This is a genomic window from Hyphomonas sp., assembly GCF_022844445.1.
Lineage (GTDB): Bacteria > Pseudomonadota > Alphaproteobacteria > Caulobacterales > Hyphomonadaceae > Hyphomonas.
In genome coordinates, this window is sequence record NZ_JALHLS010000002.1 from 68291 (window position 1) to 80898 (window position 12608).

Consider the following 12608-nt stretch of genomic DNA (forward strand, 5'->3'; position numbering starts at 1 on the left):
CCGTTTTGGGAGGATCAGATGACCGCGCAACTCTACCGGGTGATTGCAGCCTCAGCGGCACTGGCCGCCTTGCATTTGACGGGCTGCGCTACGCCGCCTGCGCCGGCCTCCGGCGAACCGTTGCCGGCGCTGGCTGCAACCTCCTCATCTCCGGCCGGGCCAGTCTGGTTCTTCCCGGCCATCGAGTGGCAGGCGATCACCGATGGCGGTCGCGGCGGCGAGATTGTCCGCGTCACGACGCTGGCGAATGACGGCCCGGGCAGTCTGCGCGAAGCGATTGCAAAGGACGGCGCGCGGATCATCGTCTTCGAGGTCGGCGGCGTAATCGACCTCGAGAAGCAGACGATCTCGATTACCAATCCGCACCTTACGATCGCTGGTCAGACGGCGCCCTCGCCAGGCATCACGCTGATCCGCGGCGGCATCGACGTGAAGACCAATGATGTGATCATCCAGCACCTGCGTATCCGCCCCGGTGACAATGGCGAAGCGCGCGGGACCGGCTTTTCGGAAGATTCGGTCTCCACAGCGAGCGCCCACAACCTGATTGTCGATCATTGTTCGCTGACCTGGGCGGTCGATGAGAACCTCTCTGCATCCGGCCCGCGCTTCACTGGCGCAACGCCAGAGGAATGGCGCGCCGGTACGTCTCGCAACATCCTCTACAGTCACAACCTGATTGCGGAAGGTCTGGCTGATGCGACGCATCCCAAGTTTGAGCACTCGAAGGGATCGCTGATCCACGACAATATAAGCGGTATCCTGATTTACGGTAATCTGTATGCGCACAATTATGAGCGTAACCCGCTTTTCAAGGGCGGCGTGCAGGGGCAGATTGTCAACAACTTCATCTACGATCCTGGGCAGCGGGCCGTACACTACAACCTTCAGGCCCAGGAATGGGGCGCCGTGCCTTTCCAGACCGGCCGGATGGACATGATTGGTAACGTCCTGCGAGGCGGCCAGTCGACAGCCGCCGGTTTGCCGCTGGTTATGCTGGGAGGAGACGGAGACCTGGCGCTGCATACGCGCGACAATATCGCGGTCGACTGGAAAGGAGATCTGCTACCCGAGCGTGGCTACTATACTACCGGACGCGCGAAGATTGTCGATGCGCCGGAGGCAATGCCGCTGCCAGAGGGCCTGCCGGTTCTGGCGGCCGAGGACGTGGAACTTTTTGTCCTGAAGAATGCCGGCGCCCGCCCCTGGGACCGGGATGGCCACGACGTTCGCGTGATTGCCAATGCCGCCGAAGGGCGCGGCGAGATCATCGACAGCCAGACCGAAGTGGGCGGCTATCCCGTGATGGCGCCGTCCTACCGGGCATTTGACCCGGCGCTCTGGGACCTTGAAACCATGCTGCCGAAGTCGCCTGAAGCGCTGGACGCCAGCCAGAAGGGCCGGGGCACCTGAGGGGCTGACAACGGGGGACAACTTGCCAAATCGCGGTGTCCGCGCGAGACAGGCTTCTGGCAAGTTCTCCCGTTGCATCAAGGGCCTTTTGTGACCGACCTCCCTGACACCGACCAAGAAGCCGAAATCGCAGATGCCCTGCGCGAAGCGGCCGCCTTCCGTCAGACAGGGCGCGCGACGATCAACGACATCGCCCGCATCGCGAAGGTTTCGAAGAAGACCGTCTCTCGGGTGATCAACGAGAGCCCGCTGGTAAAGCCGCGCACGCGCCATCTGGTAAAAGTGATCATCGCGGAGCTGGGGTTCACGCCGGATCCGCAGGCCCGCGCACTGGCGCTGCGCCGCTCGTTCCTCGTCGGCATGGTCTATGACAATCCGAGCCCGCAATACGTGGTCAACATGCAGCGCGGCATTCTGGACGGGCTCGAGGAGACGGACTTCCAGCTCGTGCTGCGTCCCGTAAACCGGGCCGACGCGAACTACTGGCACAGGCTGCGCTCCTTCATCCAGCAGCACAAGCCGTTCGGTCTGATCCTGCCGCCCTCGGTTTCCGAGGATGAGGAGCTGGTCGACATGTTGCGCGAGCATGAGGTCGACTATGTGCGTATCGCGTCGGTCGAACTCGACACCCCTGCGCGCATGATCCGGACGCATGATGCCGAAGGGGCAGCTCAAGCCGCCCGGCACCTCTGCGCTCTGGGGCATGTGGATATTGCCCACATCCAGGGGCCTGAATCCTTTCGGTCCGCGCATGAGCGGCGCAGCGGTTTTGTTCGCGGCCTTGGCGAATCGGGGCGCAGCCTTCCAGCCGATCTGATTGCCGAAGCCGGCTACACCTTCGACTCGGGCCTGCAGGCGATGGAGCGTCTGATCTATGCCAAGCGCCGGCCGACGGCCGTGTTCGCTGGCAATGATGAAATGGCTACCGGCGCTTATGTCGCTGTCCGGAAAGCGGGCCTGCGCATACCGGAAGACATCTCGATTGTCGGGTTTGACGATACACCGATTGCTGGCCGACTCTGGCCGGCCCTCACGACCGTGCGCCTGCCGATCCGCGAGATGGGCAGGGCGGCCGCGAAACTCTTGCTGGACCAGGCCGCCGGCAAGGCGCCTGCCGAGACCATCAGCTTCTCGCCGGAAATCGTGGTGCGCGATTCTGCGGCGCCGCCGCCGAAAGCTGGCTAACCGGAAAGAGTGCCGACAAGTCGCTTGCGGTTCATTTGCCGAGTTGATATGACACCGGTTACCAAAATCAAGAAACGCAGGGAGCACCTATGTTCGAGAAAACTTTCCACGCCACCCATCCCGACATGATGGAAGGCGCCTCGAACGACGACCTGCGCGCCCGGTATATCGTCGCCGGCCTGTTTGAGGCCGATGCGGTGAAGCTCAACTATTCTCACAACGAGCGGATGGTGATCGGCGGCGCGATGCCGGTGAAGGGCAAGATAGCCCTGCCTGACCAGACTGAACCGGCGTCTGCCGCTGGCAAACCCTTCCTCGAACGGCGCGAACTCGGAATAGTCAATGTCGGCGCAGGCGCCGGCACAGTGACGGTCGACGGGGTCGCCCACTCCATGGCGCCGCGGGACGGGCTCTATGTGCCGATGGGCTCAAAGGTAGAGTTCGCCTCGAGCGACCCCAAGTCGCCGGCGAAGTATTACCTTGTTTCTACACCTGCGCACGTGCGCTACGAAACGGTGAAGCTGTCGGTTGAGAAAGCCGTGCCGCTGGAGCGCGGCTCGCTGGCCGAAAGCAACAAGCGGGTGATCTACCAGTATATCGTTCCGGCGACGGCCAAGTCCTGTCAGCTGCTCCTTGGTCTGACGATCCTGGACACCGGCTCCGTCTGGAACACGATGCCGCCGCACCTGCATGACCGCCGCTCGGAAGTATATTTCTATTTCGGCCTGGGCGACAATGACCGCGTCTTCCATTTCATGGGCGAGCCGGACAAGGCGCGCCATCTGGTAATGAACAATGACGAAGCGGTGATCTCGCCGCCCTGGTCTATCCACATGGGCTCCGGCACCAAGAGCTATGCGTTCATCTGGGCGATGGGCGGGGAGAACCTGGACTATACCGACATGAACGTACTTGACATCTGCCAGCTGAAATAGGGGCAGGCGATGGCGTCGGCATTTGATCTCATGGGCAAGGTGGCGCTTGTCACCGGCGCAAATACCGGCCTCGGGCAGGGGCTCGCCGTCGGGCTCGCCGCTGCGGGCGCGGATATTGTCGCGGCGGGACGTTCCACACCATCTGATACCGAAAAAGCGGTGAAAGCGCTGGGGCGCAAGTTTGCTTTTGTGCCTGCAGATTTCTCGAAACCGGCAATTGCGGGTGACGTGGCTGCGAAAGCAGAGTCCGCCTTCGGGCCCATAAACATCCTCGTCAATAACGCCGGCACGATCAAACGCAACGACGCGCTCGACTTCACCGAGTCTGATTGGGACGAAGTGATGGACGTGAACCTGAAGTCCGTCTTCTTTCTGTCTCAGGCCGTGGCGCGGTCGATGGTATCTTCCGGAGAAGGCGGCAAGATCATCAACATCGCTTCCATGCTCTCTTTCCAGGGCGGCATCCGGGTGGCGAGCTACACGGCGTCCAAGAGCGGCATCGCGGGCCTCACCAAGCTCCTTGCCAACGAGTGGGCCAAACACGGCATCAACGTCAACGCGATCGCGCCCGGCTATTTCGCGACCAACAATACCGATGCTCTGAGGGCGGACGAAAAGCGCAATACCGAAATCCTCGGCCGCATTCCGGCAGGCCGCTGGGGGCAGCCGTCCGATCTTTCAGGCGCGGCCGTGTTCCTTGCGTCCGGCGCGTCGGACTATGTGCATGGCACTGTCCTGGCCGTCGACGGCGGCTGGCTCGCACGGTAGATCGGGAAGGGAGGGGCAGCGGCATGGCGCGGGTAGTGTGTTTCGGCGAATTGCTGCTGCGCTTCACAGCGCCAGGAAGTGAACGGCTGCTTCAGTCCCATGCCTTCGATGTCTGTGTCGGCGGGGCGGAGGCAAATGTCGCCGTGTCGCTTGCGAATTTTGGCCACGACGTGGCGTTCGCCAGCGTGGTGGCCGCCAACCCGCTGGGCTCGGCCGCGCTGGGCGAGCTGCGCCGCCACAATGTCGCCACCGGCCACGTGCTGCGCTCCTCGAAGCGAATGGGCCTCTATTTCCTCGAGCCCGGCGCCGTGCGCCGGCCCTCCGGCATTACGTATGACCGCGCCGGGTCCGCCTTTGCCGAGGCTGCGCCGAATGCGCTGGATTGGGCAGACATCTTTCCGGGAACAGACCTTTTTCATATATCGGGCGTCACGCCCGCCATTGGTCCCAATGCCGCCGAGGCGGCGATCCGCGCCGTGAAAGCCGCTAACGCAGCGGGTGTGCCCGTGTCGTTCGATGGCAATTACCGCGCGCTCCTCTGGGAAGCTTGGGACGGCGACGGCCCGGCGATTCTGCGGGAAATTCTCGCCTCCGCCACCTACGCCTTCATCAACGAGCGCGATATTGCGCTGATCCTCAAGGCGCGGTTCGAAAGCCGGGAAGGGGCGTTCGAAGCCGCATTTGCAGCCTTCCCCCGCCTGAGGACTATCGCCGCGACGACGCGTCAGCAATCCTCCGTGGAAGACCAGGCCATTGCCGGCGAACTCGTCACACGCGACGCGCGCCGGATATCGCCGGTCCATGAACTGCCAGGCGTGATCGACCGGATCGGCGGCGGCGATGCCTTTGCGGCCGGCGCCCTGCACGGACTGATCACGGGCCGGGATCAGCAGTACACGATTGATTTTGCCGTTGCGGCCGGCGCGTTGAAGCACTCGATCCCGGGTGACTTCAACCGCGTCTCCGTCGCGGAAGTGGAAGCTGCCATGGCAGGCGGCAGTCTCGACGTGCGCCGGTGATCCCGGTGATCGGAAAACAGGTGGCGAAATGAAGCCTTCGCGAATGTCAGATGGAGGCGGCATCAGCCGTCGCAACGTGCTGATTGCCGGCGCCGCAGCCGGTGCGCTCTCAGCCTGCGGCCGCGCTGACGGGCGGGCCTTCCTGTCCTCGGATACGCATCCTGCCGACTACCCCACCGTCCAGGCAGTCGATGAAATGGCGCGCCTCCTGCGGGAACGGACGAACGGTCGGCTTGATGTGAAGACCTATGCAGGCGGCCAACTCGGCTCGGAGCGCGACACGCTGGAGATCACGGTCTTTGGCGGCCTCGACATGAACCGCGTCAATCTCGCGCCGCTCAATTCCATCGAGCCGATGACGACTATCCCGGCGCTACCCTTCCTGTTCCGCTCGAACAATCACATGCGCCGGGCGCTCGACAGCGCCGTGGGCGACGAAATCCTTGAATCGCTGACCCGCCATGGACTGATTGGCCTCTGTTTCTATGACAGCGGCGACCGAAATTTCTATAACACCAAACGTCCGATCTACACGCCCGCAGACATGAAGGGCCTGAAGATCCGAGTACCGAACTCCGATCTCTACATCGCCATGGTCAAGGCGCTCGGCGCGGATGCCACGCCCATGAGCATCTCGGAAGTCTATCAGTCCCTCGTACAGGGCGTGATCGACGGGGCTGAGAACAACTGGCCCTCCTACGAATCCGGTCGGCATTTCGAAGTTGCGACCTATTACAGCCTCACGCAGCACGTGATTGCGCCGGAAGTGCTCGTGATGTCGCGCCGCCGGTGGGACAAGCTCACGCCGGAAGATCAGGCCGAAGTGCGAAAGGCAGCGCGGGAGTCGGTACCCTTCATGCGGACATTGTGGGACAGGCGCGTCGACGCCGCGCGTTCCAAACTGCTCGCCGCGGGCGTGAAGGTGAACGAGATTACCGATCCCGCCGCCTTCGCCGCCGCGATGCGCCCGGTCTGGGACAGGTACATCGTAACGGATGACCAGCGCCGCATCGTGCAGCAGATCGAAGACATGGCGGAGGCCGAATAATGGAACGTCTTGCCCGCGTAACTCATCTGCTCGCCGACCTTCTGGTCAAGGTCGCGGCGTTCGGCATCGTGCTGATGACCGCGATTGTCGGCTGGCAGGTGTTCGGCCGCTATGTGCTGAACTCGACACCCTCCTGGTCGGAAGAAGCCGCCCTTACGCTGATGATCTGGTATGTCGCGCTCGCCGCCGCTGCGGGGGTGCGCCAGGGGTTCCACATCCGCATCGTCGCGCTGGAAGAGGCGGTCTCGCCAGGCCTGCGGCGGGTGATGCAGTTCAGCTCCAATCTCGTCGTCGCTGCCTGCGGCGGCGCCATGCTGATATGGGGCGGTGAACTCGTGTTGCTGACATGGCAGCACGTCATCCCGTCGCTCGGCATTTCCCGCGGCCTTGCTTATCTCGGCTTGCCACTCTCCGGCGCGCTGATGGTCCTGTTCGCGGGCGAGCGGATGCTCGAAGTGCTGTTTCCGAAATCCCTGACAGAAGAGGTGGGTACCTGATGGAACTCGCTGTCCTGATGCTCGTCCTGTTCGGTCTGCTCGCGCTCGGCGTGCCGGTCGCCTTCTCGCTGCTCGGCGCCTCCATCGCCACCTTCCTCGTGATGGATATCCCGCTCGTCGTCGTCTTTCAGCGCCTCGCGGCCGGCGTCAGCGTCTTCTCGCTGATGGCCATTCCGTTTTTCATCTTTGCGGGCGATCTGATGTACCGATCCGGCATTGCGCAGCGACTTGTCGAAGTCGCGGAAGCCATGCTCGGGCGCACGCGCGGCGGCCTCGGCCTCGTCAATGTCGGCGCGTCCACGATGTTTGGTGCCGTTTCCGGCTCGGCGATTGCCTGCGCCTCGGCGATGGGCTCCACACTGATGCCGCTGATGAAGCAGAAGGGCTATGACGCAGACTATGCCGTGAACGTCACGGCGACCGCCGCCATCGTCGGCCTGCTCATTCCGCCATCACACAACATGATCATCTACTCGGCGGCCTCTGGCATCGGTGTGCCCATCGGCGACCTGTTCCTCGCCGGGGTCGTACCGGGGATCGTCACGGCCATCATCCTCGGCATGGTCACCTGGTTTGTCGCCGTGAAGCGAGGCTATGGGCGCGGCGCTTTCCCGGGCTGGCGCGCCTTCGCACGGGCAGTGTTCTTCGCCGTGCCTGGCCTGATGGCCGCCGTCATTATCATGGGCGGCATCCTGTCGGGCATCTTCACCGCTACCGAGTCTTCCGCCATCGCCGTCATCTACACGATCCTCGTTGGCGCCTTCGTCTATCGCTCCCTTGGCTGGAGCCGCTTTGCTGAAGCCGCCATGCAGTCTGTCAAGGTCACCGCGATGGTGCTGCTGATTATCGGTGCGGCGACAGCCTTCGGTTACGCGCTCGCGGTACTCGAAGCGCCGGCGCAGCTGGCAGACCTGATCACCTCGATCACGCGCAATCCGCTACTCGTGCTGCTGATCATCAACATCATGCTGCTCGTGCTCGGCACCTTCATGGACATGTCGCCCCTGATCGTGATCACCACGCCGATCCTTCTGCCCGTGGTGATGGAAGTCGGGGTCGATCCGGTCCATTTCGGCATCATCATGATGCTGAACCTCGGCATCGGCCTTGTCACGCCGCCGGTGGGTTCTGTCCTGTTCGTCAGCTCTGCCGTCGGCGGCCTGCCGATCGAGAAGGCCGTCAGGTCGATCTGGCCGTTCTATCTCGCGCTCGTTCTGTCTCTGATGCTGGTCACCTACATCCCCGCCCTGTCGCTCGCCCTCCCGGCTGCGTTCAAATAGGGCAGGGTGATGAAGCTGCGCCGACGCGCCGTCCTCTTGTCGCTGGCCGCCGCGGGCCTCAGTGGCTGCGTATCCCCGGTTGCTCCGAATACGGACAAGTTGTCCATGCCGGATGAGGTAGTCTTCCTCTGGTCCGAGGGGCCGCCGGGCGGTGTGCCGCCGGGACTTTCGGAGCAGATCGTCCACCGCGACAATCCCTTCGGACTGCTGGACCGTGCAGCGCATGAAGTGACGGCGCCCAGTCTGTCGATCTTCCGTCCAACTGTCCCGGACGGTTCTGCAATCCTGGTCATTCCGGGCGGGGGCTACAAATGGGTCGTCGTCGATAAGGAAGGTTTTGAAGGCGCCCGGCATTTTGGCGGACAGGGCGCAACGGTCTATGTGCTGCGTTACCGCTTGCCCCATCAGGGGTGGGCCGCCGGCGCCAGCGCGCCGCTGCAGGATGCGCAGCGCGCTGTCCGGCTGATTCGGGCTCGCGCGGCCGCGGACGGGATCGATCCGGCGCGGGTCACCGTCATTGGCTTTTCGGCCGGCGGGCATCTTGCCGGCCTGCTCGCGACCGGCTTCGATGCGCCGATCCACGCGCCGCAGGATGTCGTCGATTCTTCCTCCGCACGTCCTGACGGGGTCGTGCTTGTCTACCCGGTCGCGACGATGGCGCGGCCGTTTGCCCATGAGGGCTCTCGCCTCAACCTTATCGGATCTGATCCAACCCCAGAACAGGAGGCCGCCTGGTCCCTCGAACACCGCATTCGGCCAGACATGCCGCCGCTCTTCCTGATGCATGCGGCCGATGACGCGGCGGTGCCGGTCGAAAATGCGCTGGTCCTGTATGAAGCGCTACGGCGGGCGGAGGTACCTGCGGCGCTGCACGTGTTCGAAGCCGGTGGGCACGGATTCGGCCTCAGGGGCATTGCCGGCACGCCGCTCGAAGACTGGCCAGGCATGGTTACCCGCTGGGGGCGTGACAAAGGCCTGTTCTTGTCCTCAATCGGCTGAACCAGGCAGGGACCGGCCCGCGCCGCGGCCCGGCCCCGGTGCTGGCATCGCCCCGCTCAAGGACCGCCCCAACGGCCTGTATAGCCCGGTTTTCCAACAGGTTGAGTTGTGTGCCATATCCTATAAGGCGAATTTTCACCGAGTCTTGCACGCTTCTTGCAGGATTTGCCGCGACAAGGGCGTTTCCAGCCGCCGGTACAGTTAAAGGACACTTTCCATGCACCTCGAGCGTCGCATCCTGATCACCGGCGGGGCCGGCTTCATCGGGTCATTCCTGTGCGAGCGCCTGCTCGAAGCGGGCGCCAACGTCATCTGCGCGGACAACTTCTTCACCGGCACGCGCACCAATGTCGCGCACCTGCTGAACCATCCGCGCTTCGAACTGATGCGCCATGACGTCTGCTTCCCGCTCTATGTGGAGGTCGACGAGATCTTCAACATGGCGTGCCCGGCGAGCCCTATCCATTACCAGTTCGACCCCGTCCAGACGACCAAGACCAGCGTTCACGGCGCCATCAACATGCTCGGCCTCGCCAAGCGCGTGAAGGCGAAGATCCTGCAGGCGTCGACCTCGGAAGTGTACGGTGACCCCGCCGTTCACCCGCAGCCCGAGGAGTACTGGGGCAACGTCAACCCGATCGGCCCGCGCTCCTGCTATGACGAAGGCAAGCGCTGCGCCGAAACGCTGTTCTTCGACTATCACCGCCAGCACAAGCTGCGCATCAAGGTCGCCCGCATCTTCAACACTTACGGGCCCCGGATGCATCCGAATGACGGCCGCGTGGTGTCGAACTTCATCGTCCAGGCCCTCAGGGGCGAGGACATCACCCTCTACGGCGACGGCCAGCAGACGCGCAGCTTCTGCTATGTCGACGACCTCGTGCGCGGCCTGATCGGCCTGATGGACTCTCCGGACCACATCACCGGCCCGATCAACATCGGCAACCCGGGCGAGTTCACGATCCGGCAGCTGGCCGAGCAGGTCATCGACCTGACGGGCTCGAAGTCGAAGCTCGTCTTCCTGCCTCTGCCGCAGGACGACCCGAAGCAGCGTCAGCCGAACATCGACAAGGCCCGGGAAATCCTCGGTTGGGAGCCCAAGGTCCAGCTTCGCGATGGCCTGACCAAGACCATCACCTACTTCGACGCCATGCTGTCCAAAAAGCTTGCTGCTGAATAGCCGGCCCCGGGTCTGAAAAGGTCAACCACATGTAGATGACACCGCGTCATCTACATTTTTGAGTTGACGGATGCAGACGTCAGGCTCAGACCTGCCCGCGTTCGAGCTTGCGCCCGTTGCGGGCAAAACCGAGTGGGCTTTCATGTCGATTGACCGTCTGGATTGGGATACGCTTCGCGTTTTCCGTGTTGTTGCCGAGCTGTCCAGCATGAGCGCGGCTGCGGCCCGTCTGGGTGAGTCGCCGCCCACAATCAGCCGCAAGATAGACGACCTGGAACGCAGCCTCGAAACGCAGGTTTTCCTGCGCTCGACCCGGGGCGTCACGCTGACGGAGGTGGGTAAACAGGTTCTCCGATATGTAAACACCATGGCGGAATCGGCTGAAGCCCTGCGCCGGGAAACGGCGCCGTCGGGCGCGGCCATTTCCGGCTCGATCACGCTTTGCACAGGGGACGGGCTTGGGCCGTACTGGATCGCGCCGCGCCTGTCGCAGTTCCACCGTGACCATCCGAATGTCCAGATCCGGATGAACGTCACTGATGAGACCCCGGACGTGCATGCCGGCGGCAACGACATTGCAATCAGTTTTTCAGAACACCGCCAGCCGGACGTCATCGCGCACAAGCTGGGTGTCCAGCACTATGTCGGTTTCGCCTCAAAGGACTATCTCGCCGAATTCGGCCGGCCCGAGAACCTGCACGAGTACCACAAGCACCGCTGCATCCTGCACTCGTCCTATGCCAACCAGGTCGAGCGCTGGGCCCCGCGGATGTCCGAATACCGCCGCATGGTCGACTTCGCCTTCATTACCAATTCCGGCACCGCCATCGTTGAGACCTGCGCGCGCGGCGGCGGGATCGGCATTCTTCCGTCCTACATGTCCCTGCTCGACAAGCGCCTCGTGCCGCTTGAGCTTCCGGAACTCGCGCCGGTCAGGTTCTGGATCACCTATACAGAGCGCGTCCGGCGGTTGCCGCAGGGCAAACTGCTGATCGACTGGATCCGCAAGTTATTCGAGTCTCCCGAAGCCATCTGGTTCAGTGACGAGTTCGTCCATCCGCGCGACTATCAGGCGAAAGTCACCGAAATCCGGCCGAGCACACGCCGCGAAGGCTGACGCCCGCCCTTCCGAGAAGGCTTGCCCCGGCGGGCCGAGGCCATAAGGTATGGCTGATCCGGTCCCGGCCTTGCCGCGGGGACCTTCGCCATGGGGAACTCGCCATCGACACGCACGACCGCCGGCCCGCGACTATCGTCGACGTTGCTCGTGAAGCGGGCGTGTCGTTCAAGACGGTCAGCCGCGTCCTGAACGGCGAACCGAATGTTCGCGAACCGACGCGCCAGCGCGTGCTGGAAGCGGCGCGGGCGCTCGGCTACCGGGCAAACCCCTACGCGCGCAACCTTCGGGCCGCGCAGAGCCGGCTGATCGCGGTCTACTATTCAAATCCCTCCCGCAACTACACCAGCGAGATCCAGATCGGTGTGCTGCAACGGTGTAATGTCGAAGGCTTCAACGCCATCTTCGAGGAGGCCGGCGGCGGCCTGGACAGCCTCGTCTCCCTGCGCGGCGAGCCGAATCTGGCCGGCGTTATCCTGGTGCCCCCGCTGACGGAAGACCAGGCCATCCTGCTGCGCCTGACGGAGGCCGGCATTCCCTTTGTAAGGCTCGCACCGTTCGCGTCACACGGTGAGGCGGGCCATGTCAGCATGGACGACGAACTTGCCGCCGGCGAAATGACCGACCATCTGGTCTCCCTCGGCCATCGGCAGATCGGCTTTATTGCCGGTCCGCCGGATCATCCCCAGGCCCGCCTGCGTGAGACCGGATTCCGCGCTGCGCTCGGCCGCCACGGGCTTCACCTCGATCCGGCACATATGGCCATCGGCAATTTCCACTTCGATTCCGGCCTCAAGGCCGCCGAGGCGCTGCTCGCGGCCCGGACGCCGCCCACCGCCATCTTCGCCAGCAATGACGACATGGCGGCCGCCGTCCTCGCCGTGGCCTATCGCAGGGGCCTCCGCGTGCCGCAGGACCTGTCGGTCGCCGGATTCGACGATACCCCGCTTGCTTCAGTGCTCGTGCCATCGCTGACCACCATCTACCAGCCCATCCGCGAGATGGCGGCGCAGGCGACTGGTATCCTCCTGGGGAAGGGTGAGGCAGAGCCTCAGGCGGCCCACGTCCTGCCGCATCGGATAGTGGTGCGCGAAACCACCGCGCCCCGCAGCCCCTGAACCCGGTGCGGCGCCATTCCCGCCGCGCCCCGATTGGTGTAAGCGCGCC

12 protein-coding genes are annotated in these 12608 nt (G+C 63.6%); all 12 read left to right on the top strand.

The window, feature by feature from the left end; all coding sequences use genetic code 11:
- The first annotated feature begins 18 nt into the window (after nucleotides 1-18).
- The 12 genes from Q0C17_RS03395 (at nucleotide 19) to Q0C17_RS03450 (ending at nucleotide 12559) form a co-directional block, all read left to right on the top strand.
- Nucleotides 19-1413 carry a pectate lyase gene (locus tag Q0C17_RS03395; RefSeq protein ID WP_291201323.1) on the top strand — a complete coding sequence of 465 codons (1395 nt, stop codon included), beginning with the start codon at nucleotides 19-21 and terminating at the stop codon, nucleotides 1411-1413.
- A gap of 90 nt (nucleotides 1414-1503) precedes the next feature.
- Entirely contained in the window at nucleotides 1504-2598 is a 1095-nt protein-coding gene (locus tag Q0C17_RS03400; protein WP_291201326.1) for a LacI family DNA-binding transcriptional regulator, read from the top strand.
- An 89-nt stretch (nucleotides 2599-2687) separates the two neighbouring features.
- The gene (kduI, locus tag Q0C17_RS03405; RefSeq protein WP_291201329.1) at nucleotides 2688-3533 is read left to right on the top strand and encodes a 5-dehydro-4-deoxy-D-glucuronate isomerase; all 846 of its coding nucleotides are present in this window, start codon (nucleotides 2688-2690) and stop codon (nucleotides 3531-3533) included.
- Nucleotides 3534-3542: 9 nt separating this feature from the next.
- Nucleotides 3543-4301 (top strand): 2-dehydro-3-deoxy-D-gluconate 5-dehydrogenase KduD, encoded by a 759-nt coding sequence (kduD, locus tag Q0C17_RS03410; protein ID WP_291201331.1) that lies wholly within the window; start codon nucleotides 3543-3545, stop codon nucleotides 4299-4301.
- A gap of 23 nt (nucleotides 4302-4324) precedes the next feature.
- Nucleotides 4325-5320, top strand: coding sequence for a sugar kinase (locus tag Q0C17_RS03415; RefSeq protein WP_291201335.1), 996 nt, complete (start codon nucleotides 4325-4327; stop codon nucleotides 5318-5320).
- Nucleotides 5321-5363: 43 nt separating this feature from the next.
- Nucleotides 5364-6368 (top strand): TRAP transporter substrate-binding protein, encoded by a 1005-nt coding sequence (locus Q0C17_RS03420; RefSeq protein ID WP_291201338.1) that lies wholly within the window; start codon nucleotides 5364-5366, stop codon nucleotides 6366-6368.
- Nucleotides 6368-6865 carry a TRAP transporter small permease gene (locus tag Q0C17_RS03425; protein WP_291201341.1) on the top strand — a complete coding sequence of 166 codons (498 nt, stop codon included), beginning with the start codon at nucleotides 6368-6370 and terminating at the stop codon, nucleotides 6863-6865. Before Q0C17_RS03420 ends, Q0C17_RS03425 begins: the two co-directional genes overlap by 1 nt.
- Nucleotides 6865-8145, top strand: a complete 1281-nt coding sequence (locus Q0C17_RS03430; protein ID WP_291201344.1) for a TRAP transporter large permease — start codon at nucleotides 6865-6867, stop codon at nucleotides 8143-8145. Before Q0C17_RS03425 ends, Q0C17_RS03430 begins: the two co-directional genes overlap by 1 nt.
- Nucleotides 8146-8154: 9 nt before the next feature.
- Complete coding sequence (locus Q0C17_RS03435; RefSeq protein ID WP_291201347.1) at nucleotides 8155-9144, top strand: alpha/beta hydrolase; 990 nt, start codon at nucleotides 8155-8157, stop codon at nucleotides 9142-9144.
- 217 nt (nucleotides 9145-9361) lie between these two features.
- Complete coding sequence (locus tag Q0C17_RS03440) at nucleotides 9362-10324, top strand: UDP-glucuronic acid decarboxylase family protein (RefSeq protein ID WP_291201350.1); 963 nt, start codon at nucleotides 9362-9364, stop codon at nucleotides 10322-10324.
- A 70-nt stretch (nucleotides 10325-10394) separates the two neighbouring features.
- Complete coding sequence (locus tag Q0C17_RS03445) at nucleotides 10395-11441, top strand: LysR family transcriptional regulator (RefSeq protein ID WP_291201353.1); 1047 nt, start codon at nucleotides 10395-10397, stop codon at nucleotides 11439-11441.
- 134 nt (nucleotides 11442-11575) lie between these two features.
- A complete protein-coding gene (locus Q0C17_RS03450; protein ID WP_291202102.1) occupies nucleotides 11576-12559 on the top strand; it encodes a LacI family DNA-binding transcriptional regulator in 984 nt (327 codons plus the stop codon).
- Nucleotides 12560-12608 lie beyond the last annotated feature (49 nt).

Bases quoted from the DNA above. Each gene is read 5' to 3' on its own strand.
- Q0C17_RS03395 (WP_291201323.1), top strand. From the start codon at position 19: ATGACCGCGCAACTCTACCGGGTGATTGCAGCCTCAGCGGCACTGGCC.
- kduI (WP_291201329.1), top strand. From the start codon at position 2,688: ATGTTCGAGAAAACTTTCCACGCCACCCATCCCGACATGATGGAAGGC.
- kduD (WP_291201331.1), top strand. From the start codon at position 3,543: ATGGCGTCGGCATTTGATCTCATGGGCAAGGTGGCGCTTGTCACCGGC.
- Q0C17_RS03415 (WP_291201335.1), top strand. From the start codon at position 4,325: ATGGCGCGGGTAGTGTGTTTCGGCGAATTGCTGCTGCGCTTCACAGCG.
- Q0C17_RS03420 (WP_291201338.1), top strand. From the start codon at position 5,364: ATGTCAGATGGAGGCGGCATCAGCCGTCGCAACGTGCTGATTGCCGGC.
- Q0C17_RS03425 (WP_291201341.1), top strand. From the start codon at position 6,368: ATGGAACGTCTTGCCCGCGTAACTCATCTGCTCGCCGACCTTCTGGTC.
- Q0C17_RS03430 (WP_291201344.1), top strand. From the start codon at position 6,865: ATGGAACTCGCTGTCCTGATGCTCGTCCTGTTCGGTCTGCTCGCGCTC.
- Q0C17_RS03435 (WP_291201347.1), top strand. From the start codon at position 8,155: ATGAAGCTGCGCCGACGCGCCGTCCTCTTGTCGCTGGCCGCCGCGGGC.
- Q0C17_RS03440 (WP_291201350.1), top strand. From the start codon at position 9,362: ATGCACCTCGAGCGTCGCATCCTGATCACCGGCGGGGCCGGCTTCATC.
- Q0C17_RS03445 (WP_291201353.1), top strand. From the start codon at position 10,395: ATGCAGACGTCAGGCTCAGACCTGCCCGCGTTCGAGCTTGCGCCCGTT.